The 24202-nt window shown below is 54.0% G+C and carries 21 protein-coding genes; 19 read left to right on the top strand and 2 right to left on the bottom strand.

Translation table 11 applies throughout. The features are described from left to right. Window positions 1-239 precede the first annotated feature (239 nt). The 17 genes from adhE to trxA all read left to right on the top strand — a co-directional run bounded on the left by adhE (window position 240) and on the right by trxA (window position 19294). Window positions 240-2846: a bifunctional acetaldehyde-CoA/alcohol dehydrogenase gene (adhE, locus tag JUF11_RS07885; protein ID WP_204119117.1), complete on the top strand. Its 2607-nt coding sequence runs from the start codon at window positions 240-242 to the stop codon at window positions 2844-2846. Between the two features lie 110 nt (window positions 2847-2956). Beyond that, the gene (locus JUF11_RS07890; RefSeq protein WP_204119118.1) at window positions 2957-3601 is read left to right on the top strand and encodes a metal-dependent transcriptional regulator; all 645 of its coding nucleotides are present in this window, start codon (window positions 2957-2959) and stop codon (window positions 3599-3601) included. A 33-nt stretch (window positions 3602-3634) separates the two neighbouring features. Then, a complete protein-coding gene (gene zwf / locus JUF11_RS07895) occupies window positions 3635-5113 on the top strand; it encodes a glucose-6-phosphate dehydrogenase (protein WP_204119119.1) in 1479 nt (492 codons plus the stop codon). A 47-nt stretch (window positions 5114-5160) separates the two neighbouring features. Continuing rightward, complete coding sequence (gene dinB / locus JUF11_RS07900; protein WP_204119120.1) at window positions 5161-6258, top strand: DNA polymerase IV; 1098 nt, start codon at window positions 5161-5163, stop codon at window positions 6256-6258. A gap of 91 nt (window positions 6259-6349) precedes the next feature. Continuing rightward, a complete protein-coding gene (locus JUF11_RS07905) occupies window positions 6350-7675 on the top strand; it encodes a DRTGG domain-containing protein (protein ID WP_125579769.1) in 1326 nt (441 codons plus the stop codon). Then, window positions 7672-8619, top strand: coding sequence for a DHH family phosphoesterase (locus tag JUF11_RS07910; protein ID WP_204119121.1), 948 nt, complete (start codon window positions 7672-7674; stop codon window positions 8617-8619). Before JUF11_RS07905 ends, JUF11_RS07910 begins: the two co-directional genes overlap by 4 nt. 4 nt (window positions 8620-8623) lie before the next feature. Then, the gene (locus JUF11_RS07915; protein WP_204119122.1) at window positions 8624-9964 is read left to right on the top strand and encodes a DEAD/DEAH box helicase; all 1341 of its coding nucleotides are present in this window, start codon (window positions 8624-8626) and stop codon (window positions 9962-9964) included. An 18-nt stretch (window positions 9965-9982) separates the two neighbouring features. Continuing rightward, window positions 9983-10903, top strand: coding sequence for a hypothetical protein (locus JUF11_RS07920; protein ID WP_204119123.1), 921 nt, complete (start codon window positions 9983-9985; stop codon window positions 10901-10903). Window positions 10904-10918: 15 nt separating this feature from the next. Continuing rightward, window positions 10919-11074 carry a hypothetical protein gene (locus JUF11_RS07925; protein ID WP_204119124.1) on the top strand — a complete coding sequence of 52 codons (156 nt, stop codon included), beginning with the start codon at window positions 10919-10921 and terminating at the stop codon, window positions 11072-11074. Between the two features lie 393 nt (window positions 11075-11467). Next, window positions 11468-14107, top strand: coding sequence for an alanine--tRNA ligase (gene alaS / locus JUF11_RS07930; protein ID WP_204119125.1), 2640 nt, complete (start codon window positions 11468-11470; stop codon window positions 14105-14107). A 373-nt stretch (window positions 14108-14480) separates the two neighbouring features. Then, the gene (locus JUF11_RS07935; RefSeq protein ID WP_125579761.1) at window positions 14481-14741 is read left to right on the top strand and encodes an IreB family regulatory phosphoprotein; all 261 of its coding nucleotides are present in this window, start codon (window positions 14481-14483) and stop codon (window positions 14739-14741) included. Further along, window positions 14741-15166: a Holliday junction resolvase RuvX gene (gene ruvX, locus JUF11_RS07940; protein WP_125579759.1), complete on the top strand. Its 426-nt coding sequence runs from the start codon at window positions 14741-14743 to the stop codon at window positions 15164-15166. The genes JUF11_RS07935 and ruvX overlap by 1 nt, the downstream gene beginning before the upstream one ends. A gap of 16 nt (window positions 15167-15182) precedes the next feature. Continuing rightward, window positions 15183-15500 carry a DUF1292 domain-containing protein gene (locus JUF11_RS07945; RefSeq protein WP_125579757.1) on the top strand — a complete coding sequence of 106 codons (318 nt, stop codon included), beginning with the start codon at window positions 15183-15185 and terminating at the stop codon, window positions 15498-15500. Between the two features lie 161 nt (window positions 15501-15661). Continuing rightward, the gene (gene zapA / locus JUF11_RS07950) at window positions 15662-15907 is read left to right on the top strand and encodes a cell division protein ZapA (protein ID WP_204119126.1); all 246 of its coding nucleotides are present in this window, start codon (window positions 15662-15664) and stop codon (window positions 15905-15907) included. Then, window positions 15900-16433, top strand: coding sequence for a CvpA family protein (locus JUF11_RS07955; protein WP_204119127.1), 534 nt, complete (start codon window positions 15900-15902; stop codon window positions 16431-16433). Before zapA ends, JUF11_RS07955 begins: the two co-directional genes overlap by 8 nt. A 52-nt stretch (window positions 16434-16485) precedes the next feature. Beyond that, window positions 16486-18843, top strand: a complete 2358-nt coding sequence (locus JUF11_RS07960) for an endonuclease MutS2 (RefSeq protein ID WP_204119128.1) — start codon at window positions 16486-16488, stop codon at window positions 18841-18843. Window positions 18844-18979: 136 nt separating this feature from the next. Further along, window positions 18980-19294: a thioredoxin gene (gene trxA, locus JUF11_RS07965; protein WP_125579749.1), complete on the top strand. Its 315-nt coding sequence runs from the start codon at window positions 18980-18982 to the stop codon at window positions 19292-19294. A 152-nt stretch (window positions 19295-19446) separates the two neighbouring features. On the opposite strand, the gene JUF11_RS07970 is transcribed toward trxA, so the two are convergent. Beyond that, window positions 19447-20370, bottom strand: coding sequence for a DUF7916 family protein (locus JUF11_RS07970; protein WP_204119129.1), 924 nt, complete (start codon window positions 20368-20370; stop codon window positions 19447-19449). A gap of 211 nt (window positions 20371-20581) precedes the next feature. Between JUF11_RS07970 and JUF11_RS07975 the strand changes: the two genes are divergently transcribed. Further along, on the top strand, window positions 20582-21766 hold the full coding sequence (locus JUF11_RS07975; protein WP_204119130.1) for an ROK family protein: 1185 nt from the start codon (window positions 20582-20584) through the stop codon (window positions 21764-21766). Window positions 21767-22170: 404 nt separating this feature from the next. Beyond that, complete coding sequence (locus JUF11_RS07980; protein ID WP_204119131.1) at window positions 22171-23535, top strand: PTS sugar transporter subunit IIC; 1365 nt, start codon at window positions 22171-22173, stop codon at window positions 23533-23535. 91 nt (window positions 23536-23626) lie between these two features. Here the strand turns inward: JUF11_RS07980 and JUF11_RS07985 are convergent, their stop codons facing one another. After that, window positions 23627-24094: a DUF2507 domain-containing protein gene (locus tag JUF11_RS07985; RefSeq protein ID WP_204119132.1), complete on the bottom strand. Its 468-nt coding sequence runs from the start codon at window positions 24092-24094 to the stop codon at window positions 23627-23629. Window positions 24095-24202: the final 108 nt, after the last annotated feature.

Genomic DNA, 24202 nt, shown 5'->3' on the forward strand with positions numbered 1-24202 from the left:
ATGAGGCCCGTCGTAGCGATGAGGGATAAGACAATAAAAGTTGAAATGAACACGGTTACGCTCACTCAATAACGAAATATTTTTAAATGAGAATGCCTTTATAACAGTGTTTTCGACCCCTCCGATATTTTTCGTGAAAAATTTCACCGAAACTTGTTTACAAATTCACAATCATCGGGTATATTATTGTTTGTGAAATGGTTAACAAAAATTGAAGCCTATCTTGTGGAGGGATATCAATGCTGAAAGACAAACCGGAAACCCAAACCGACATTGAAGCGAATATTGACCAACTCGTTGCCAATGCTCAGGAAGCGCTCAAAGTGCTGAAGACTTATGACCAAGAGAAGATCGACCAAATCGTGCACCGCATGGCGATTGCCGGTCTTGATCATCATATGGAATTGGCCAAGATGGCGGTTGAGGAAACCGGCCGTGGCGTTTATGAAGATAAAGCCATCAAGAACATGTTCGCCACTGAAGAAATCTGGCACTCCATCAAGGATGACAAGACGGTGGGCGTGATTTCAGAAGACAAGCAAAAGAACATCGTCCAGATTGCGGAACCAATCGGGGTCATTGCTGGGGTTACACCAGTTACGAACCCGACTTCCACGGTCATGTTCAAATCTGAAATTGCCATTAAGACCCGGAACCCAATCATCTTCTCCTTCCACCCAGGTGCGCAGAAGTCTTCCGCGCGGGCTTTGGAAGTGATCCGCGACGAAGCCAAGAAGGTTGGCCTGCCAGATGGTGCCTTGCAGTTTATCGCCATCCCAAGCATTGAAGCTTGCCAAGCCTTGATGCATCACCCAGGCATCGCCACGATTTTGGCTACTGGTGGCCCCGGCATGGTCAAGTCCGCTTATTCCTCAGGCAAACCAGCGCTGGGCGTTGGGGCCGGGAATGCGCCAGCTTACATCGAAGCGACGGCGAACATCAAACAGGCGGTCAACGATATCGTCCTGTCCAAGAGCTTTGATAACGGCATGGTCTGCGCCTCTGAACAAGGCGCCGTGGTTGACGCTGCGATTTACGACGACGTGAAGAAAGAATTCACTGCGCAAGGCGCCTACTTCGTTAAGCAAAAGGATATCAAGAAGCTCACCGAAACCGTGATCAACACCGATAAGATGGCAGTTAACCCACGGATCGTTGGCCAAAGCGCTTGGCAAATTGCCAACTGGGCCGGCATCGATGTGCCAAAGGATACGCCACTTTTGATTGCTGAACTCAAAGGCGTTGGCGATAAGTTCCCACTGTCTCACGAAAAACTGAGCCCAGTTTTGGCCATGTTCAAAGCTTCCGGCCATGAAGAAGCCTTCGAAATGGCGGAAACCATGCTCGACATCGGCGGCTTGGGCCACACCGCCATCATCCACACTGCAGATGATGATTTGGCCCTGGATTACGCCGACAAGATGCAAGCTTGCCGCGTGCTGGTCAACAGCCCATCCACATTCGGGGGCATCGGCGATCTGTACAACGAAATGATCCCATCCTTGACCCTGGGCTGCGGCTCTTACGGTGGTAACTCAATTTCACACAATGTGGGGACGATCGACTTGCTTAACATCAAAACTTTGGCAAAACGCCGCAACAACATGCAATGGGTCAAGCTGCCACCGAAGATTTACTTCGAACGCAACTCAGTACGCTACTTGGAAAAGATGGACGGCCTTGATCGGGTGCTGATCGTCGGCGACCGGGGCATGGAAAAGCTTGGCTACGTGCGCATCGTTGAAGATGTTTTGAAGAACCGGACCAACAACGTCGATATCCAAACCTTCTTGGATGTTGAACCTGATCCTTCCAGCAACACGGTTTACAAAGGCACCGCGATTGCTAAAGACTTCAAGCCAGACGCAATTGTTGCCATCGGCGGCGGGTCTGTCATGGATGCGGCCAAAGGCATCTGGTTGTTCTACGATGGGGATGGCGACTTCTTCGGCGCCAAGCAGAAGTTCTTGGATATCCGCAAGCGGACCTACAAGTTCCCGAAGCCAACTAAGTCCAAGCTGGTCTGCATCCCAACCACATCTGGGACTGGCTCTGAAGTCACCCCATTTGCTGTCATCACCGACTCTGACACGGGGATCAAGTACCCACTGGCTGACTACGCTTTGACGCCAGATGTGGCCTTGGTTGATCCGCAGTTCATCGAAACCGTACCGCCGAAGGTTGTTGCGGATACCGGCCTGGATGTTATCTGCCATGCCACTGAAAGTTTTGTTTCCACCATGGCCAGCTCTTACACCAAGGGCCTGTCGCTGCAAGCGTTGAAGCTTGCCTTCGACAACTTGGAACTCTCTTACCAAGGCGACCTGGATGCCAAGGCGAAGATGCATGACGCCTCCACGATTGCCGGGATGGCCTTTGCTAACGCGCTGCTGGGCATCAACCACAGTATCGCCCACAAGCTTGGCCAGACCTTCCACCTGCCTCACGGGCGCTGCATTGCGATCACCTTCCCACACGTCGTTCGCTACAATGCGAAGACCCCGAAGAAACGTGCCGTTTGGTCCAAGTACAACTACTTCCGCGCTGACGAAGATTACGCCGAAATCGCTCGTTACCTGGGCCTGAAGGGCAACACCACGGCCGAATTGGTTGAAGCTTTTGCTCAAGCCTACATCGACCTGGCCCATCGCGTCGGCGTTAAGATGAGTCTGAAGGAACAAGGCATCACGAAGCAAGCCGTTGACGAAAGCGTTGATCGTTTGGCCGAATTGGCTTACGAAGACAACTGCACGGTCACCAACCCAGTTGAACCTTTGATTGCCGACATGAAGCAAATCGTGCTCGACGAATACGAAGGTACCGCCTCTAGTGACAGCGTGAAATAACCGCTGCTTCAAACAGTCATGTTAATCGGAAAACACGCCAGTCAGGCGTGTTTTTTTTGTTCACTTCATGCATAATAGAGAGTGTGTACAAACTGAAAGTAAGGATGACTATGACCCCGAATAAAGAAGACTACTTAAAAATGATATTTGAACTCGGCGGCGATACGGCTTTGATTTCCAACAAGCAGATCGTAGCTGGGCTGTCAGTGTCTGCGGCTAGTGTTAGTGAGATGATCACCAAACTGGTGGAGCAGCAATACGTGACCCACACGCCATATCAAGGGATCAAGCTCACCGCCAGTGGCCAGCGGCGAGCAGCTAGTTTAGTGCGCAATCACCGGCTGTGGGAAGTCTTTTTGGCCAATGACTTGGGCTATCCCGTCGATAATGTCCATGCCGAAGCCGAAATGCTGGAGCATGCTACTACCGCCGAAATGGCGGAGCGCATGGCAAAGTTCTTGGGTAATCCCAAGTACTGCCCGCACGGCGGTGTGATTCCTGATGAAGACGGCCATTACCTCGACCAAAGCCGAGTCACCTTGAGCACCGTGCCAGTTGGGGCCAAAGGGCATATCGAACGTATTGTCGATGAGGCTAGCCTGATTGACTATGTCTTCGGCCTGGGCCTGCATATCGAAGACCATTTTGAAGTGTTAGCAAAAGAAGATAAGACAATCACGATTCGCCAGCGCGAAACCGGCAAAGACCTTGCTGTGGATGCCGTGCGCGCCGAGCATATTTTCGTGGAGTTGTGACCGCTGAAAAGCAGAAAGTAGTGACAAGCGATTATGAGTAATGAAGTCAATGCAGTGATTATCATGTTTGGCGGGTCAGGCGATCTGGCCCACCGGAAACTGTATCCGGCATTGTTCGGATTGTACCGTAAAGGCGTCTTGAAGGACCATTTCGCCGTGATTGGCACCGCGCGCCGGCCTTGGAGTGATGATTACTACCGCGGCGTGGTGCGCGATTCCGTGGCCGGTAGCGAAGAAGAGCATGAGGCCGAAGCCGAAGCGTTTGCCAGCCATTTTTACTATCAATCGCATGACGTGACCGATTCATCGCATTACGTCACGCTGAAGCAATTGGCCCAGAAGTTGGATGATCAATATGCCGTTGGCGGCAACCGCATGTATTACATGGCCATGGCGCCGCAGTTCTTTGCCACCATTGCCACGCATCTCAAGTCGGAAGCGCTGCTAACCAAGACCGGCTTCAACCGGTTGATCATCGAAAAGCCTTTTGGCCATGATTATCCGAGCGCCAAGGAGCTCAATGATGCCTTGACTGGCACCTTTGCCGAGGAACAAATTTATCGCATCGACCATTATCTGGGCAAGGAAATGGCGCAGGCCATTTTGGCCCTGCGGTTCGGTAATCCCTTGCTCAAGACCGTGTGGAATAAGGATTACATCAAAGACATTCAGATCACTTTGGCCGAGGCCGTGGGTGTGGAAGAACGCGCTGGGTACTACGAAACCGCCGGCGCCTTGCGCGACATGGTGCAAAATCATGTGATGCAATTGCTGGCTTATCTGACCATGGATGAACCGACGGCGATGACCTCAGAGGCCGTGCACGAAGTCAAAAGCCGGGCCTTTGATCAGTTGCATCGCTACACCGAAGAAGAGGCAGCGGCCAACTTTATTCGTGCCCAATACACGGCGGCGGCCATCGACGGTCAGGCCATCAAAGGCTACCGCGAAGAAGATGGCGTGGCGAGCGCCTCTTTGACGGATACCTTTGTGGCGGGTCGGATTATGACCGATGCTCCAGCCTTTGCTGGGGTGCCGATTTTCATTCGCACCGGCAAGCGCCTGACCCGCAAGTCCACGCAAGTTACCGTGACCTTCAAGGGTGGCAAGACGCCCTTTGGGGAAGGCCAAGATGCCCATTTGACGATTTATATCGAACCGTCACAAGGTTACACCTTGGAGCTCAATGGCAAGCAGCTCGGCGAAGGCAACATTTTGACGCCGAACCGCCTCGACTTCCGGCATGATCCAGCGGCGATTGCCGCAGCGCCAGAGGCCTATGAACGCTTGATTGGCGAGGCTTTGGCTGGCGATCAGACCAACTTCAACCACTGGCGGGAGCTGGCCCAAACCTGGCATTACGTTGACGTTATTACCGCCGCTTGGCAAAAACAAACAGGCATTGAAACTTATCCTGCAGGCACCATGGGCCCCCAAGCGGCCTTTGACCTGCTGGCCAAAGATGGCCACCAGTGGTACTGGCAGCCAACTAGAGTGAGAATGGCAGATTAAGCACAAAGGGGGATGGCGGGGCTATCCCTTTTTGAATCGGAGTAAGCATGCTCGAAATACCGCTCCAGAACGATACCCATCGTAAAATCATTCACGTGGACATGGACGCGTTTTATGCCTCCATCGAGGAACGCGATGATCCTAAGCTCAAGCGCCGCGCCTTGGTGATGGCGCATGATCCGCGCCAAACCGGCGGCAAAGGGGTGGTGACCACAGCGAATTATGTGGCCCGCCAGTTTGGTGTGCACTCCGCCATGCCGGCCAACGAAGCCTTGCATCTGGTGCCGCGGCAGCTGCTAACGTTCAAGACCCCGGACTTCACTAAATATCGAGCGGTGTCGCAGCAGATTCACACCTTGTTTCATCAAGTGACGGACTTGATTGAGCCAGTCGCGCTGGATGAAGCCTATCTGGATGTCACCGCCAATCATGATTTCAATACCACCATTGAGCTGGCCCTGTGGCTGCAAGATCAAATCCGCCAAACGACCCAGCTGTCGTCTTCCATCGGGCTGTCTTACAACAAGTTTCTGGCCAAGGAAGCCTCCGAGTATAACAAGCCCCGCGGCCGGACCGTGATTTTGCCAGAGCAGGCGCAGCTGTTTTTGGACCGGCTACCGATTGAAGCGTACCGTGGGGTGGGGAAGAAAACTGCGCCAGTGCTGCAGGCGATGGGTATCACTGATGGTTTGAGCTTGCGAGCGTTTAGCCAAGAGGCGCTAATTGCCAAGCTCGGCAAAATGGGTTTTGAGTTATACCGACATGCCCGCGGCGTCGATAATCGGCCGGTGCAGGTGCGGGATGCCAAGTCCATCGGCAAAGAGCGCACCTATCGCGCGGTATTGACCACAGACGGTGCTGTTGAAGAACAGCTCGCTTATTTGGCAGACTTGGTGGCCGCGGCCTTGGCTAAGAAGCAAAAACATGGCAAAACCGTCGTGCTCAAGCTCCGCGACAGCGACTTCAACACCCAAACCCGGCGCAAAACCCAAGAAACTTATTTCAACGGCCGGGATGCGATATATCAAGCGGCCCTCGCGTTGTGGCAGGAAGTGCCGGTCAAGCCCAAGGCAGTGCGGCTGCTCGGCATCACGATGACCGCCTTGGATCCGCAGCAATACGAAAACATCGATCTGCCGCTGTAACAGGCTCACGCTGTGTTATAATACAGTTAGACTGAAAAGGGTGCGCCGCTTGCCGCAAGCCGGCATCTTTGCGCACAAAGGGGCAAAACAGATGGCAACGAAACACGAACAGATTCTCGATTATATTGGCAGCTTAGCGGTTGGCACGAAGATCTCAGTGCGCTCAGTCGCCAAACACCAACATGTGAGCGAAGGCACGGCTTACCGCGCGATTAAAGAGGCCGAAACCACTGGGCTGGTGTCCACCATTGAACGGGTCGGCACGATTCGCATCGAGCAAAAGCCGATGAGCAATATCGACTCGCTGACTTTTCGCGCCTTGCTGAAGCTGATCGACGCTAAGGTCCTTGGCGGCTCGGCTGGTTTGGCCAAGCGGCTGGATAAGTTTGTGATTGGGGCGATGACCCCAGACGAGATGCTGCGCTACATCACCAAGAATTCCTTGGTGATTGTCGGCAACCGTGAAGATGCTCAGCGCCTGGCCTTGCAAAACGGGGCGGCAGTGCTGATCACTGGGGGCTTCATGACCTCAGATAACGTCATTCGCCTGGCCAACCAGATGGACTTGCCGGTGCTGCAAACCAGCTATGACACCTTCACCGTAGCCACGATGATCAACCGCGCGCTGTCAGATCAGGCCATCAAACAAGACATTTTGACCATTGCGGCGATTTACACGCCGCTGAGCGACGGGGTGCAGACCGGGCTGGCCGATCAAACCGTGGCTGATTTCACCCGGCTCCGGGCCGGCCGCAATGATTTCGCCTTACCGATTATCACGCCCACCGGCCGGTTGATCGGGATGGTGACGCGCAAACAAGTGGCCGGCAAAAAAGGCACTACGCTGCTTGAACGGGTGATGGCCAAAGACCCGTTAACCGTGCGGCCATATCTGGGCGTCACCGCCGTGGGCCACACCATGCAAGGACGCAGTATTTCGGTGCTGCCCGTTGTGGATGATTCATGGCAGCTGCTGGGGATTGTCACCCGCAGCAGCGTCTATTCCGCTTTGGCGGAGCTGGGCACCAACTCGCAAGGCACCACGATTGCCGACCAGGTCGCCGCCCAAATGGCCCTGGTCACGCCGGCGCCAGCTGAAGGGCCGGCCTTCACGCTGACCACGACCCCCATGATGATGAACAAGCTGGGCACGCTGAGCTTCGGGGTCATGAGTGAAGTCGTGAACTACAGCATTACTTATTATTTGAACCAAAAAGGGCGCCGGAACGTGCTGATTGATCAGCTGTCGCTGCACGCGTTTCGGCCGGTGCAACTCGAATCCACCGTTCATATTAACGTCGCGCCACTGGAAGTTAATTCCCATGAAGGCACCTTTGATGTCAGCCTGTTAACCGATGGGCTCCTTGTCGCCAAGGCCCTTGTCACTTGTCAGTTATTGGAAAGGACAACACGATGATTCAAGACCAGATTATTGCCACCATTGAAGCGTATGACAAGATTATTATCCACCGCCATGTGAAACCAGACCCAGATGCCCTAGGTTCCCAAGGCGGACTCGCGGCGGCTTTGCGCGCGGCGTATCCGAGCAAGCAGGTGTATCAAGTCGGCGGCTCTGTCGGCGATTTGGACTGGCTCAGTCAGATGCAAACCATTCCTGATGACCTGTATCAAGGCGCGCTGGTCATTGTCGTCGATACCGCCGATCGCCCGCGGGTGTCGGATCAGCGTTTTGACCAAGGGGCGAAGCTGATTAAAATCGATCATCATCCCAATGATGATGCCTATGGCGATTTGCAATGGGTCGATGAAGACGCCAGTTCGGTGTCGGAAATGATTTTTGACTTGATTCAGCAGACCCCGAGTTTGAATCTGAACGCCAAAAGCGCGCGGCTGCTCTACGCCGGCATTGTTGGCGATACCGGTCGTTTCCTGTATAATAACACGACCCCCCACACGCTCGAGGCCGCCGCGCGGCTCATTCGCGAGGACTTTGATCCCACCGCTTTGAACAACAAAATGGGGGCGCTCACCTTCGCGCAAGCCAAGTTGCAAAGCTATATCTTTAACCATCTGACCATTACGCCAGCTGGCGCTGCCACCGTGACGATTCCACTGGCCGTGACCTTGGAGCTGGGTTTGACGCCTGATCAAGTGCATGCCGGCGTCGGCACTCCAGGCCGGTTAGGGGAAGTCATTGCCTGGGCCTTGTTTGTGGAGCAAGCCGATGGCGAACCTTACCGGGTCAACCTGCGCTCCAAAGGGCCAATCATCAATGGTCTAGCCAAAGCCCATCATGGCGGCGGTCATCCGCTGGCTAGCGGCGCGAAGGCGATGGATCAAGCCGAAATAACGCAAATCACAAAGGAGCTCAGTCAGTTAGTGGCTGACTTCGGAAAGTAGAAACATGCCAACAAATCAATTCAAACAATATGCTCTGGCGCCATTTTTAATTGACGCCCTTGATGCCACGCACATCACGACGCCCACCCCGATTCAGGAGCAAGTGATTCCGGCGTTGCTACGCGGGGAAAGTGTGATTGGCCAAAGCCAAACCGGCTCTGGGAAAACCCATGCCTTCCTGCTGCCGTTGCTGTCGCGGGTGGATGCGGGCAAAGACACTGTGCAACTGGTCATCACCGCGCCTTCGCGCGAGCTGGCCGACCAGCTCTATGAAGTGGCCAAATCCTTAACTGCTGCCACCGAGCTGCGGGTGCAGCGCTATGTTGGCGGCACCGACAAGAGCCGCCAAATCGAAAAGCTGCAGCACCAGCAGCCGCAAGTCGCCATTGGGACGCCAGGGCGCCTGTTGGACTTAATCAAAGCCGGGGCCTTAGCCGCTTATCCGGCCAAGATGTTCGTGGTGGACGAAGCGGATATGACGCTGGACATGGGCTTTTTAAACACTGTGGATCAAATCGCCAGTTTGTTTGGCGAAGATCTGCAAATGGCGGTGTTCTCTGCCACCATTCCCCAAAAATTGCAGCCGTTTTTGAAGAAGTACATGCAAAACCCCACCACCATCGAGCTGAAACCGAAGTCCGTGATTGCCGATACGGTGGCCAACTGGCTGCTGGCAGTGCCGAGTCGCGACCGCAATGCCACGATTTATAAACTGCTGACCATGGGCGAGCCGTTTTTGGTGTTGATTTTTGCTAATACCAAAACCAGTGTTGACGCCATTCATCAGTACCTGACAGACCAAGGCCTGAATGTGGCCAAAATTCATGGCGGCATTGAACCGCGCCAGCGCCGGCGGGTGATGAAGGCCGTCGCTGACTTGAAATATCAATATGTGGTGGCCACAGATTTGGCTGCCCGCGGCATTGATATTGATGGCGTATCGATGGTGATCAACGCTGAGCTCCCAACCGATAACGAGTTCTTCATTCATCGCGTTGGCCGTACCGGCCGCAATGGCCTTTCTGGCACGGCGGTGACCTTGTACCAGCCAGGCCAAGAAGCGCAGATTGCCGAACTCGAACACTTGGGCATCAAGTTCCAACCGAAAGCGCTGAAAGACGGCGAAATCGTGGATACCTATGATCGCAACCGCCGCGCGCGCCGCGTGCCGAAGGCTGATCCGCGCAGCGGGAAAATCAAATCGTTAGCCGCCAAAGAGGCCAAGAAGAAAATGCCTGGCTACAAGAAGAAGATTAAAAAGGCCGCGGCGAAGGAAGCTTGGTTCAACAACCGGGTCAACAAACGCAACGAAGCCCGTGCGGCCCGCAAAGCAAAGAAGCAGTAAAACCCAGGGGGTGACAACATGCCCAAAGTCGATTTGATGCTTGGCGACTGGAATCAGTTATCTGACGAACGCCGCCAATTTATCGCTACTCAACTCAGTCGCTATTTTCTCAGCCCGTTGCTGAGCGTTGATGCCATTGTGCCAGTAGGCGTGGATTATTTTGGCCATCACCTCAGCACCTTCGACATTCTGATTGGCGGCGAGTGGCTGCGCTTTGTGCCCGGCCTGCGCGCAGTGCCGCTGGGCATTGAAACCCCAGCGCCAGCCGCGATGGCCCCGGTGCTGAAGGCGATGGGTGAAGCCGCGGCGGCCCATTTGAGCCCGACTGCAACGGTGGATATGCCGCCGATGCTGGTGGCGCGTGCCAGTGTGGCGAGCGATGAGGAAATCATTGGGACCATCAATCTCACCACGCAGGCGTTTGCCGGTGATCATTTTGCCTACATGCCGGTGAAAGGCGAGGTCTTGGGACTGCTCAGCCAGGGCTCACCGGATCCTTTCACGCCAGCAAGTTGGGCGCCGACCTTAACCGGTGAGCATGTGGTGCTGCGCCTGGCCGGCGAACATCAGTATCAAGTGGCGCTGAAGCAAAACTGGAATCAGGCCCAGCTGGAAAAGCGGCTCAGCGGTTTTGGTTTCGCCTTGCCTGATGAACGAGAGTACGAGTATCTTATGAGCGGCGGCCTGAACACCTTGTTTGGCTGGGGCAATCGTCTGCCAGAGGCGACCATGCAGTATGTGCCGAACCGCTTTGGCCTGACCGTGCCGGTGGTGCGGGCTGGGGCCGAAGTCGTGCGCGGCGCTTACGCCAAAAGTGCGCCGGTGGCAGCTGGGGCCAGCGGAGCAGCACTGCTCCCGCTATCGCCGTTTTATCGCACCACGGCTGGTGACTTTAGCCAGATGCGGTATCGTAAAATTGCCAAGATTGAGCTGACATAATCGGAGGAGACGGCCATGAAAAAAGTGAAAGCGGCTGGTGCTAAAGCAGGTAACTTGCTTTTAGATGGGGCAATCGGCGAAATCGTGGGCCCAATTCTCGTGATTGGTCTGCTGATTGCGGCGCCGGTCTCAGCGCTGAAGAAACGGTTTGGGGCGAAACGGGAACGGTAAGGTCGGCTTAGCTTTTGAGCGTTTAGTTGCGCTCCGCTGGGCAGCGCCCGAGCAGCTAGCTACGCTTGGGGCCTCATCGCCAAAAACCGGCGATAATGCTCCAAGCTAGGCTACCTGTCGTGCTAAGTGCGCCCAGCTTCGCAGCCTGTGTTGACACCTTCCTTCCTACTTCGTATAATTGCAAGCGTTAGGATATGCAACCTGCTTAGGCTTTTCAGAAAGCTGCCCGGGGATGAGAGGGCGGTAAGCAGCGCGGGTTGTGCTCCCTGATTGGATTAATCAAACACGTAAATGAAGAGGTAAACGATCAACATCGTTGCAACCAAGGTGGTACCGCGCGTGAGCGTCCTTGGATCTGCAGGGGTGTTTTTTATTTGCACAGGAGGCAAAAGAATGAAGCAATTGAGTAGTGGCGAGATTCGCCAAATGTTTCTCGACTTTTTCAAGTCGAAGGGCCATGCCATCGAACCTTCCGCCAGCCTGATTCCCGTTGATGATCCCACCTTGCTGTGGATTAACTCAGGGGTGGCGACGCTAAAGAAGTACTTCGATGGCACCGTGGTCCCGAAGAATCCGCGGATTACCAATGCCCAAAAGAGTATCCGCACGAACGATATCGAAAACGTCGGCAAAACGGCGCGCCATTTGACCTTTTTTGAAATGCTGGGGAACTTCTCTGTCGGTGATTACTTCAAAAAAGAAGTCATTCCTTGGGCCTGGGAATTTCTGACGTCTGACCAGTGGCTGGGCTTGGACAAGGATAAGCTGTACGTGACGGTTTACCCAAAGGACCAGGATGCCAAGGCGATTTGGGAGCAAACCGGGGTGCCGGCTTCCCATATCTTTGAAGTGGAAGACAACTTCTGGGATATCGGTGAAGGCCCATCTGGCCCAGATACGGAAATCTTCTATGACCGCGGCCAAAGCTTCAGTGACCTGCCTGAAGATGACCCAGAGAACTATCCTGGCGGCGAAAACGAGCGTTACGAAGAAATTTGGAACATCGTGTTCTCTCAGTACAACCACTTGCCAGATGGCCGCTATGTCGACCAACCCCATAAGAACATCGATACCGGGATGGGCCTGGAACGCTTGGTTTCGGTTATTCAAGGCACTAAGACGAACTTTGAAACTGACCTGTTCATGCCGATCATTAAAGCCACAGAAAAAATGTCTGCGGGCCATGTGTATGGCGAAGATAAGCAAGCCGATGTGGCCTTCAAGATTATTGCTGACCATGCTCGCACGGTGACCTTTGCCATTGGCGACGGCGCCTTGCCTTCCAACGAAGGCCGTGGCTACGTGCTTCGGCGCCTCATTCGCCGCGCCGCCGTTAACGGCAGTCGGTTGGGCATTCAAGGGGCCTTTCTCTACAAGTTGGTGCCGGTAGTGGGCGAGATCATGGCCAGCTACTATCCAGAAATCAATCGGAACCAGGACTTCATCGAAAAGGTCATTCACTCCGAAGAAGATCGTTTCCAGGAAACTCTGAACGCCGGCATGGCGCTGCTGAGTCAGACCATTACCGAGCTGAAGGCCAAAGGTGAAACCGAGATTCCTGGCGCCACGGCGTTCAAGCTGTTTGACACCTTTGGCTTCCCGGTTGAGTTGACCAAGGAAATTGCCGGCGACCAAGGCGTTGACGTTGACATGAAAGGCTATGAGCAAAACATGCAGGCCCAGCGGGAACGTGCTCGCGCGGCGCGTGGCGATGCTCAGTCCATGGGTAGCCAGGACAAGACCTTGATGGCCATCAAGACGCCAAGCAAGTTTACGGGTTGGACCGATCTGGCGGACCAAGCAACCTTGATGGATTTACTGCAAGATGATACCGAAAAAGAACGCGTGGAAGCTGGCACGGCGCAGCTGATTTTTGACCAGACGCCGTTTTACGCCGAAATGGGGGGCCAAGTGGCCGACCATGGGACCATTCTTGATGACAACGGCACCGTTGTCGCCAAGGTGGTTGACGTGCAGCACGCCCCGAATGGTCAAAACTTGCATACCGTTGAAGTGGAAAACACCCTGAAAAAAGGCGCTACCTACACGTTGCAAGTGGATACCGACCGCCGCCGCAAAGTGTCCATGAACCACACTGCGACTCACTTGCTGGACCAAGCATTGCGGCAGGTGCTGGGTGAACATACCCACCAAGCCGGCTCTTTGGTGGAACCGACGTATCTGCGCTTTGACTTCACCAACTTCGGCCAAGTGACACCAGAACAGTTGCGCCAGGTCGAACAGGTCGTCAACGAGCAGATCTGGCGGCAGCTGCCGATCACCTGGCGCGAAATGCCGATTGAAGAAGCCAAGAAGCAAGGCGCCATCGCCATGTTTGGCGACAAGTATGGCGACACCGTGCGCGTGGTCACCATTGGCGATTTCAACCGCGAATTCGATGGCGGCACGCATCCTACCAACACCGCGGCGCTGGGCTTGTTCAAGATCACCGGGGAAAGCGGGATTGGCGCTGGCATTCGCCGGATTGAAGCGGTCACCAGCCAGGAAGCCTACGAGTATTTGACCCAGCAGCAGGACGAATTGGCGCAGGCGGCCAACACTCTGAAAATTGACCAGGTCGCCAATGTACCAGCCAAGGTCGAGCAGCTGCAAGCTGAACTCAAGGCCAGTCAAAAGACGGTGGAAGGCTTGCAGGCCAAATTGGCGGCGCAAGAAGCCGCTGGCATTTTTGACCACAGTGAGCAAGCTGGCGCCCACACCTTGATTGCCAAAGCCGTCAAGGTCGCCGGGATGAACGAACTGCGGCAGTTGGCGGATCAATGGCGGACCAAGCAAGCTTCTGATGTCTTGGTTTTGGCCACAGCCAATGACGGCAAGGTTTCCTTGCTCGTCGCCGCCAGTGAAGCAGCCAACCAAGCTGGCATCAAAGCCGGCGCGCTGATCAAAGCCATCGCGCCTGCCATCGGTGGGGGCGGCGGTGGTCGGCCTGATTTGGCCCAAGCCGGCGGGAAGAACCCGGCGGGGATTGCCGATGCTTTGGCCCAAGCCAAGCAGGTGCTGGCCCAAGCCTAATTGAATGATTGAACCGAGGGGCTGTGACAAATGTCACAGCCCCTAGATTCACTCCGACTGTTTCAGCAGAGTTACGTGCCAAAAGGCCGGAGCCGAGCAGCTAGCTACGCCATCCACCGAGTCCAAAGTTCGGACTTGGTGGATGGCTAGGCTACCTGTCGGCTCCAAACCCACCTTTTGTCACAGCCCCTTGTGTCTCATCCCCTTGTCATCAAATTGTAATACGTGAAGCAATGTACAACCGGCGGGCGGCGGCTTGGGGTTAGTTGACGTTGCTAGCGAAGCGGCCGGGCCAGCGGGACCGCCAACCGTTGTACTTTCCCGGCCTATCAAGTAAAATAGAGGATAGCTAGAAGGAATAGAGGTGTTAAGAATGGGCACATTAGACCAAACCGTTCATTTTGATTTTCCGGAAAACAGTCCCAAAAACGTTCATGAAACGCTGGCCACTGTGTACAAGTCACTTGAAGAAAAAGGCTATAATCCAATCAATCAGATCGTTGGGTATCTGATTTCAGGCGATCCGGCATATATTCCGCGGTACAACGATTCACGGAATTTGATTCGCAAGTATGAACGCGATGTGATCATCGAGGAGCTTGTTCGCAACTACCTCGGTAAGGAGAAAAAGTAGTGCGGTTAATGGGGTTAGACGTGGGCTCACGCACGGTGGGTGTCGCGATTTCCGATCCATTGGGCTGGACCGCCCAAGGCCTTGAAATCATTCGGATCAACGAGGACAAAGATGACTTTGGCCTGGATCGAGTGGCAGAATTGGTCAAGCAGTATGAAGTGACAGCATTCGTTGTCGGTCTGCCCAAAAACATGAACAACACTGCAGGGCCGCGGGTGGAGAAATCCCGCGAATACGGCGAGAAGCTGGCGGCTCAATTTGGCTTACCGGTTGACTATACGGACGAGCGCCTGACCACGGTGGAAGCATCGCGGATGCTCGTTGAAGAAGCCGACGCCTCACGCAAGCGTCAAAAACAAGTGATCGATAAACTGGCAGCTCAGCTGATTTTGCAAAATTATCTGGATCTGCACAGTCGCAGTTGAAACATGGAGGGCCCTCATGGCAGAGAAGAATGAGAACGTACAACCAGGTGACGACGAACAACTAATTACCTTGGTGGATGATAAGGGTAACGAAGAATTATACAAGGTGCTATTCACCTTTGATTCAGAAGATTATGGTAAGAGTTACGTGCTTTTGTACCCAGAAAGCGCGAGTGATGATGAAGAGGTAGATATCCAAGCCTTCTCCTTCACCCCAGATGACAACGGCGATGCCTCACAAGGCAACTTATTCCCCATCGAAGACGATGATGAATGGGATATGGTCGAAGAAGTGCTCAACACTTTCTTGGCCGACGATGACGACGCTGAATAGTCACACTGAGCCCTGCCAGCAATGGTGGGGCTTTTTGTTTGAGCCAAGCTTCTGGGGTAGGCTAATCATCCCGCTAAGTGCGGCCAACCTCCGCAGCCTGTGGTCGGTAGCGCGTGCTTATGCTAAAATAGAGCGCAGTAACATTTCGAGGGGGACTTGTGGTGACAGACCAAAAGCGACGGTTTAAGGCCGTAATTGGCGATAAAGAATACACAATTATCGGACCAGGTAGCGTGGCCCAGTTTGAAACAGTCACAGCGCTGTTAAACGAGCGCTTGGCTGCCATTCAGGCTGCAGATCCTCACATGACGACTGAATCCGCGGCGGTGCTGTTAGCATTCAATGCGTTATCAGAATTAGTTGCGGCCCAAGCAGCCGCGCAAGCTCCGGAGGCGCCGCATGCTTAGTTTGGCAATTTTGCTGGCGTTAGCGTACTTCTTTTATGAAGGCGCCGAACGCGGCATTTGGCTCCAGCTTTTTCACACTGGCGGCTACCTTTTGAGCATCGGCTTGGCCAGTCTGTTATATCGGCCGATTGCCGGCATGATCGCGCTTTGGGTGCCATATCCTTCCGCCACGCAGCAGAGCCAGTTCGTTTTTTTCACGAATAAAGTCGGCTTGACCTTGGATGAAGCGTTTTATCGAGGGGTCGCGTTTATTTGCGTCCTCGCGTTAGGCTGGCTCATCACGCGCTTTGCCGCGCTTTGGGTGCATGACTTGAAGTACAAACGCGCTGACCGGATGAGTTTTGTGACTGGTGGGCTGCTCAATCTGCTGATGGGGTATGTCTTTATTTTCCTGCTGCTGTATCTGGTGGCATTGGTGCCAATGGCAGGGTTACAAAACCTGCTGGCCAATTCCTTTATGGGTCGAACGATGGTGCGCTATTCGGTGGGCCTGACGACTTGGATCACGCAGCTTTGGATTGGTTAGGGCCAGCGCCTTTTTGGGCTGGTCCTTCTGTCGCATTAAGGAGTATTAAGTTATGAATAAAAAAATATTAACGACGCTGGGATTTGATCAAATCCGCACCGCGTTGTTGCAGTATGTGGTGACCGCGGCGGGGCATAACCGCGTGCGGTCCTTGACGCCCACTGCCGATGCCAAGGCGGTGCAAACTGCGTTAGATGAAACGGCGGATGGTGCGAGCATTTTGCGGCTGCAAGGCGGGATTCCTATCCCCGAGCTGGAGGATATCGGCCCGGCGCTGAAGCGGGTGGAAATCGGCGCCACGCTGAACGGCCATGAGTTTGCGGCGCTGACGCGAGTGCTGCGCACGGTCTCAGCCGTCGATGATTTTCTGACGGGGTTAACTGATAAAATCGATTTGCGCCGCGTGTATCAGCTGCAAGAAACGCTGACGCGGCTGCCGCAGTTGACGCGGCGTTTGTACACCGCTGTCGACGAAGAAGGCAATGTGACCGACGAGGCGAGCGAACAGCTCAAGGCGATTCGCAATCAAATCAGGCAGCTGGAAGCCAATATTCGCTCCCGGATGGACAGCTATATCCATGGCAACACGGCCAAGTATCTCAGCGACCCGCTGGTGACCCTGCGCGATGACCGCTTTGTCCTGCCGGTGCGGTCTGATTCCCGGGGCCAAGTGCCTGGGGTCGTGCATGACCAAAGTGCTTCTGGGGCCACACTGTTCATCGAACCACAGGCCGTGGTCGACATGAACAACCGGCTGCGCGAGGCCCAAATCGAAGAGAAAAATGAAGTGGCGCGGGTATTAGGGGAGCTGTCTGAAGAAGTAGCCCCATACACCAAGCAGATTGCCCGTAATGCCACGATTCTCGGCCATTTTGATTTCATCAACGCCAAAGCTCGCTATGCGCGTGCCATCAAGGCAACCGAACCGCTGGTGTCAGCGAAAAATGAAGTTGATTTAATCCAGGCGCGCCATCCGCTGCTCGATCCTCATCACGTGGTGCCGAACGACATCACCCTGGGTAAGGACTACCAGGCGATTGTGGTCACCGGGCCGAATACTGGTGGGAAAACCATCACCTTGAAGACGCTGGGGCTGATTCAGTTGATGGGGCAGGCTGGGCTGTTCATTCCGGCACATGAAGAAAGTCAAATTGGAATCTTCTCCGAGGTGTTTGCCGATATCGGGGATGAACAATCCATCGAACAAAGTCTCAGTACTTTCTCCGGCCACATGGCCAACATCGTGGAAATTCTTGATCATATCGACGACCACGCCTTGGTGCTGTTCGATGAACTTGGCGCCGGGACCGACCCGCAGGAAGGCGCGGCGCTGGCGATTGCGATTTTGGATGAAGTGGGCACGATTGGCGCCGATGTGGTGGCGACCACCCACTATCCGGAATTGAAGCTTTACGGCTACAACACACCTGGCACCATCAATGCCTCGATGGAATTCGATGCCGCGACGCTGCAACCGACATACCGGCTGTTGATTGGGGTGCCAGGGCGGTCGAATGCCTTCGACATTTCGCGGCGCTTAGGGCTGGATTCGGCCATTGTCGATCGCGCCAAGGCCTTGATTGCCGATGACAGCCATGATCTCAACAACATGATTGCCGATCTGGAAAGCCAGCGCAAAGCGGCGGAGACCGAATATAAGGCCGTGCGCCAGGAGCTCAACGCTGCCCAGGCCTTGCACGACGATTTGGAAAAGGCGTACCGCACCTTTGAAACCCAGCGTGATCAGCAGCTCAAGCAAGCGCAAAGCCAGGCCAACTTGCTGGTCGAAAAAGCGCAAACTAAAGCCGACAAAATCATCAAGCAACTGCGTGCCATGCAGCAAAGTGGCGCCGGCAGCGTGAAGGAAAATGAGCTGATTGACGCCAAGACGGCGCTGAAGCACCTGACGCCAGAGTCTACGCCGAAAAATCGGGTGCTGCGGCGCGAGAAGCGCAAGCAGGCTTTGCATCCTGGCGATACCGTCAAGGTGCTCAGCTACGACCAAACCGGCGATTTACTGGACCAGGTCGATAACGACCACTGGGATGTCCAATTGGGCATCATGCGGATGCGGATTAAAACTTCAGACATCGAAAAAATTGCTACCCCCAAGGCTGAAACGCCGAAACGCCGCGTGGTTGCGGTGAAAGGCGGCAGCACTAGTGGCCCAAGTACGACGCTGGATTTGCGCGGGGTGCGCTATGACGACGCCATGCAACAACTGGATAGTTACATCGACTCGGCGCTGCTGGCAGGATATCCGCAAGTGACCATTGTGCATGGCTTGGGGACTGGTGCGATTCGCAACGGGGTCACCCAGTATCTCAAGCGCAACTCCCAAGTCAAAAAATTCGGCTATGCCCCGCAAAATGCCGGCGGTTCAGGCGCGACGATTGTGCAATTCAAATAATGAGTTGCCTGCAATTAAGTTGAGCCGGTATGGTGAAATGTGCTATAATGATTCTAGTTACAAATAGTAAGGACTTAGCAGCGGCTAAGCCAACCCAGACTGCTTTTGGTGGCAGCCGAAACAAGGAGGAATTCGCATGGTTAAAGTCGTAACTGATCAAGATTTTAAACAAGAAACAGACACCGGCGTGACCCTGACTGACTTTTGGGCAACTTGGTGTGGTCCATGTAAGATGCAAAGTCCAGTGATCGAATCATTGGAAAACAGCCGTTCTGACGTCAAGTTCACGAAGATGGACGTTGACCAGAATCAAGGCACCCCATCTGAATTTGGCATTATGGCAATTCCAACGCTGGTCATCAAAAAAGATGGCGCTGTGGTGGAAAAGCTCGTGGGCTACCAAACCAAAGACCAGCTGAACGCTGTGTTGGATAAGTACACTAAGGCTTAACATCAACCCCTCGCAACCAGGCGAGGGGTTTTTGCGTGCCAAAAAGCGTCCGAGCCTCAGCCGACTCGGGCGCCATCAATTTGTATGATGTTTTGGGGGTAAGACTAGTTTTTCACTGTCACAGGTTCCTGAGTGGTAGGGTCAGGGCCGCATTAACGGTTGATGGAACGAGCCATCCGCTGCAAGGCGTGGCGTTCGCCGCGAATGGCCTTAGACAGCGCATAGATGTTTTCAAAAGGTGACTGCACACCCCAGCCGGCATCGCCGATGTGCTGAATATCCACGCCGAGCACCTTGTTGCGGACGGCGACCTCGGCAATGTAGGCGGCGCCAGAGGATTCTTGACTGGTACCAATTGCGCTCATCACCAGCGCACCTTGGGCATGCACCAGTTTTACGATGGGCTTCAGGTCGCTTTCGTCCAGCCCGGGCACGGTACCAACAGCTGGCACCAAGATGACATCAGCGCCGGCCGCGAGGAATGCTTCTGCTGCCTCTTGGTCGATGACTGGTTCGTTCACCCCAGCGGCGTGCATCTTGCCGGCAATGATCAAACCGGAGAAGACGCGCTTGGCCACTTTAATATTCTCGGCAATCTGGGCATTCGTGACCCCGGTGCCGGGATTACCGGTCAGGCAGACAAAGTTGAATCCTAGCCGTTCTGCTTCTTTGAATGTTGCTTCACTCGCCTGGCGGCCGGCAGGGATTTCCTCACGCGTTTCCTGCATGTCCGCGTTGACGTCGACCGGTTCCAGATTGACTCCGATTGGCCGGCCCACCAGCTGCTGCAGGTGGTGGACACTTTCACCGTCGTGCTGGGGCTCAGGCACGAGCGTTTTGCTAGGATATAACCCAAAAATGGCAGGGTTGAAGACATCCAGTCCATTTAACAGGATTAAGTCGGCCCCGAACGCCGCCGCGTATTCACTAGCGGTTAAGCCATCGCCAACGGGATTGCCAGTGACGTTTTCGCTGACAATGGTTCGGCCTTCGCTGGCTAAAATGCTTTGTTTGAGTTCCGCGCCATTCATTTTCAATATTTCACTTGCATTAGCACTGAGTAACCTGGTTACCATCAATTTCACTCCAATATCGTTGCGACTAAATTATTTTTTGTAATTAAATTTGAGCGCTACCGAGGCCAATCGCAGCGCGTTGCTAAGCCACAACCTGATATTAACGGGACAGAGAACACGCGTCAATCCTAAAAATAGCGTTTTCACTTGTTTGCGACTTATTTATCAAATACAATAATGTCGAACCACAAATTGGAAACGAGGCTAAATGATGGCTGAAAGTACTCAGCGCCGGCGTAACCGGCAAAAAATCTTGGAAGATCTCTATGTCTACGCACCGGCTTCGCGCATTGATATTGCCAACCGGACGCACATTACCCCGGCTACCGTGACCACCTTGACCGCCGCCATGTTGGATGCTGGTGAAATTGCTGAAGATGGCGAGGCGGCAGTCAAAATTGGCCGGCCCAAAGTGCTTCTGCGCCTCACGGCAGCCGATGACTACTATGTGGGCTGTGAATTGCGGGCAGAAGCGTACACCTTCGTATTAACCGATGCCACCGGGAAAGTGGTTGATCATCAGGCCACGTCTTTCTCGCGCCAGTTCGATCCGATTGAATCAACCGTGCAAACCCTGACCAGTGCGTTGCAGGCCTTTTTAGCGCAGCATCACGATAAACATATCCTGGCAGTGGGCATCGCCATTCCCGGCCATTACGAGCCAGACACGCAGCGCATTGCTTCAGATCATCCGCACTGGTCGCAATTCGATTTTACCTCGTTGAATGATGCCATCAACGTGCCAGTCTATTATGAAAACAATGTTCAAGCGATGGCCATCACCGAGCGGCTGTTCAACAGCCATCAAAATGATGAAACGTTCATCTTCTTTCATGTGGCGCTGGGCGTGGTGTGCTCGACCATCTACCATGGCCGCATCTACGGTAAGCATAATCCGCTGGTGGGCGAAGTGGCCCACATGGTTGTGAACACGGAAGGGGAGCTTTGTAGCTGCGGGCGGCGCGGGTGCTTGCAAACCTATTCCTCTGAAAATTGGATCATGCGCAAAGCCCGTGTCCTGTACCAACAGGCCGATCAGACCTACTTGCGGCAACTGGCAAAGACGCCGGCCGCTTTGACCTTCGATGAAGTGCTGCAAGCCTACGACCTTGGAGATACCGGCGTCATGAATATTCTGACGAATGCCATCAAGTATCTAGCCGTGGCCGTGACTAACTTTACGCTGCTCATCGACGCGCAAAGGATCATCCTGCATGGCCGAATTTTCGAGCGACCAGCCTTATTCCGTCAGCTTCAACAATACCTACAAACCAACCAGGTCACCGTTGCGACGGTGACGACGAGGCGGCTGGTGGTGAAGCCAGCTTTGCTCTACGATGGTGCGGTAGGGGGCGCCGGCCTGGCCATTGGCCGGGATCGCTTGGGTTTTGCCTGAAGCCGCGGAGAGCGCATTGTTATTTATATTTCACAATTAAAGTTGTCAGAGAAGAAACTGTGAAGCCGGCGCTATCCAGCTCGCGGTTTTTAATTTGTCCCCATCCATAGGAACAAATTTGTCAATGACCGTCAAAAAGGCCGCTGAATGAATGATTAATTCGGGTGGCAGTTGGTGGCTTTTGTTATTTAATGAGATCTCACTAGACACCCGGCAGTCGATAGAATACGCTTTGCTTGTGGCCAAAGGCAATATACCGGAGGCCGCGGCATGACCGACCGGCGTTATCTTCAAGTTAAGCCACGTTATTTTTCATTCGGCGCCGGTTGTTAGCTAGGCATCCCGCCAATCAATGCCTAACTGATTGCATCAGATTATTGAACTCATCTTAGGAGGACATTTTTATGAACGCTATTATGAACTGGCTTGAAAAATATGTTGTGCCAGTTGCAGCGAAGATTGGCTCAATTCGATGGCTGGTGGCCTTGCGTGATTCATTCATCGCGACTTTACCCATTACCATGGCTGGGTCACTGGCTGTCTTGTTAAACGCTATCTTGCAGACTTATCCGGCGCAATGGGGCTGGACCGGGGTGGTCAACGCGGCGCAACCGCTGATCATGATCGACAACACAGTCTCGATGGGATCCTTGAACATCTTCGCCATCTTCTTCGCGGTCATGTGGGGTTACCACTTGGCCTCGGCTTATAAAGTAGACGGGGTTGCTGGGGCGTTGGTTTCCGTTTCTGCCTTTTTCATGGGGATCAATGCGACGGCTCAGGTCGCGCTGGGAAAAAAGCTCAGTGCTGGGGCGGCTAAAATTCTGACCGACGCTGGTGTCACCGTCAGTGATCAGTCCATTACTGTCGGTAACGCCTTTACTACTGGTCACTTGGGCTCCGCGAGCCTGTTTACCGCGATGATTTTCGGCGCTTTGGCCATGGTAGTTTATATCTATCTGATGAAAAAGGACATCTCGATTAAGATGCCCGATACCGTGCCACCGGCGGTTTCCAAGGCCTTTGTTTCCTTGATTCCGGCGATTGCCGCACTGTATGTGATTTCCATTGTCAACTACCTCTTCACCTGGTGCACCGGTCAAGTCTTCGGCGACTGGTTGTCCGAAATGATTCAGGCGCCATTGTTGCACGCCGGGCAATCAGCAGGGATGGTGCTGTTGGTCACCTTCCTGGTTCAGCTGCTATGGTTCTTCGGGATTCACGGCTCCAGTGTCCTGCAGCCAGTCCTGGATTCCATCTGGCAGACATCACAGCTGGCGAACATTGCGGCCCTGCAGAACCATGATCCGCTACCATACAAGTGGGTGCGGGGTTCTTGGGATGCCTTCGCCTGGTACGGCGGTGCCGGTGGGACAATCATTTTATTGATTGCCATTCTTTGGGTCTCTAAGCGGGCCGACGAAAAAACCGTTGCCAAGCTGGCCTTTGTGCCTGGCCTGTTTAACATCAACGAACCCGTGATGTTTGGCTTGCCCGTTGTGCTTAATGCGATTTACTTCATTCCGTTCCTGCTGGCACCACTGGTTAACACTGCAGTGGCTTATGTGGTGACAATGCTCGGGTGGGTCGCTCCGGTGCAGATTGCGGTGCCTTGGATTACCCCGCCAATCTTGGATGCTTGGATGGCTACCAACTTTGACTTCCGGGCCATCATCTTGGCGGTATTCAACATGATTGTGGCCTTCTTCATCTGGTTGCCTTTTGTCATGGCCTCTAGCCGGATGCAAAATGAAGAACTCACTGAATAATCAGTAGGCAGATCGTGGCCGCTTCCTCGTGAAGCGGCTTTTTTGTCGCCTGAAACTAAAAAAGTCACCAGCGCACTGGTGACTAGGACGGTTAAAGCTGCACATGCATATCTGGCCGAGGGACTTCAGCTTTGAGGTCCATGGCGGCAGTGAGATGCACTTTTTGTTTGTGGGTATCAACAGTGGCGTTGGCTTCAACCACCACCCCGAGGGCTTGCTGAAGGCTCTCGGCAAGAAAGCCCGCTTCTAACTGAAAATCCGGCTGGGGGAAGTTCGCAATGCGTGTGGCAACCACGGTGCCGGCTAGGGTATAAACGCGTTCGTGGCGTTTTGCGGATTCCGCTGTCAGCTCGCCAAAGCCGACTTCTGCAAACAGCTGAGTGAGCTCGGCTTCGTCGACTGGCAATTTTCGGGCCAGGGCCCGGCCGGCCCAATAGGAGATGTTCGAGGTTTCTTCGCCTAATAACTCAGGCAGCAGCAAGTCTCTGAGCATCAGCTGCCCGAACAAGGGGCCTTCTGCGGGCAGAGCCAGTAAGTCTTGATATGTTCCTTTTGCCATTGAGGCGCCTCCAAAACTGCGCAACCGCTGCGCAATGATCCTTTTCATTATAGCGGAAAAGGCCTCAGGACAACAGAGGCGAAACACTGCGCTGACTTGAATTTTTGC

Origin of the sequence: Lacticaseibacillus suilingensis (assembly GCF_016861845.1) — a bacterium.
GTDB classification, from domain to species: Bacteria; Bacillota; Bacilli; order Lactobacillales; family Lactobacillaceae; genus Lacticaseibacillus; species Lacticaseibacillus suilingensis.

Bases quoted from the DNA above. Each gene is read 5' to 3' on its own strand.
- adhE (WP_204119117.1), top strand. From the start codon at position 240: ATGCTGAAAGACAAACCGGAAACCCAAACCGACATTGAAGCGAATATT.
- JUF11_RS07890 (WP_204119118.1), top strand. From the start codon at position 2,957: ATGACCCCGAATAAAGAAGACTACTTAAAAATGATATTTGAACTCGGC.
- zwf (WP_204119119.1), top strand. From the start codon at position 3,635: ATGAGTAATGAAGTCAATGCAGTGATTATCATGTTTGGCGGGTCAGGC.
- dinB (WP_204119120.1), top strand. From the start codon at position 5,161: ATGCTCGAAATACCGCTCCAGAACGATACCCATCGTAAAATCATTCAC.
- JUF11_RS07905 (WP_125579769.1), top strand. From the start codon at position 6,350: ATGGCAACGAAACACGAACAGATTCTCGATTATATTGGCAGCTTAGCG.
- JUF11_RS07910 (WP_204119121.1), top strand. From the start codon at position 7,672: ATGATTCAAGACCAGATTATTGCCACCATTGAAGCGTATGACAAGATT.
- JUF11_RS07915 (WP_204119122.1), top strand. From the start codon at position 8,624: ATGCCAACAAATCAATTCAAACAATATGCTCTGGCGCCATTTTTAATT.
- JUF11_RS07920 (WP_204119123.1), top strand. From the start codon at position 9,983: ATGCCCAAAGTCGATTTGATGCTTGGCGACTGGAATCAGTTATCTGAC.
- JUF11_RS07925 (WP_204119124.1), top strand. From the start codon at position 10,919: ATGAAAAAAGTGAAAGCGGCTGGTGCTAAAGCAGGTAACTTGCTTTTA.
- alaS (WP_204119125.1), top strand. From the start codon at position 11,468: ATGAAGCAATTGAGTAGTGGCGAGATTCGCCAAATGTTTCTCGACTTT.
- JUF11_RS07935 (WP_125579761.1), top strand. From the start codon at position 14,481: ATGGGCACATTAGACCAAACCGTTCATTTTGATTTTCCGGAAAACAGT.
- JUF11_RS07945 (WP_125579757.1), top strand. From the start codon at position 15,183: ATGGCAGAGAAGAATGAGAACGTACAACCAGGTGACGACGAACAACTA.
- JUF11_RS07955 (WP_204119127.1), top strand. From the start codon at position 15,900: ATGCTTAGTTTGGCAATTTTGCTGGCGTTAGCGTACTTCTTTTATGAA.
- JUF11_RS07960 (WP_204119128.1), top strand. From the start codon at position 16,486: ATGAATAAAAAAATATTAACGACGCTGGGATTTGATCAAATCCGCACC.
- trxA (WP_125579749.1), top strand. From the start codon at position 18,980: ATGGTTAAAGTCGTAACTGATCAAGATTTTAAACAAGAAACAGACACC.
- JUF11_RS07970 (WP_204119129.1), bottom strand. From the start codon at position 20,370: ATGGTAACCAGGTTACTCAGTGCTAATGCAAGTGAAATATTGAAAATG.
- JUF11_RS07975 (WP_204119130.1), top strand. From the start codon at position 20,582: ATGGCTGAAAGTACTCAGCGCCGGCGTAACCGGCAAAAAATCTTGGAA.
- JUF11_RS07980 (WP_204119131.1), top strand. From the start codon at position 22,171: ATGAACGCTATTATGAACTGGCTTGAAAAATATGTTGTGCCAGTTGCA.
- JUF11_RS07985 (WP_204119132.1), bottom strand. From the start codon at position 24,094: ATGGCAAAAGGAACATATCAAGACTTACTGGCTCTGCCCGCAGAAGGC.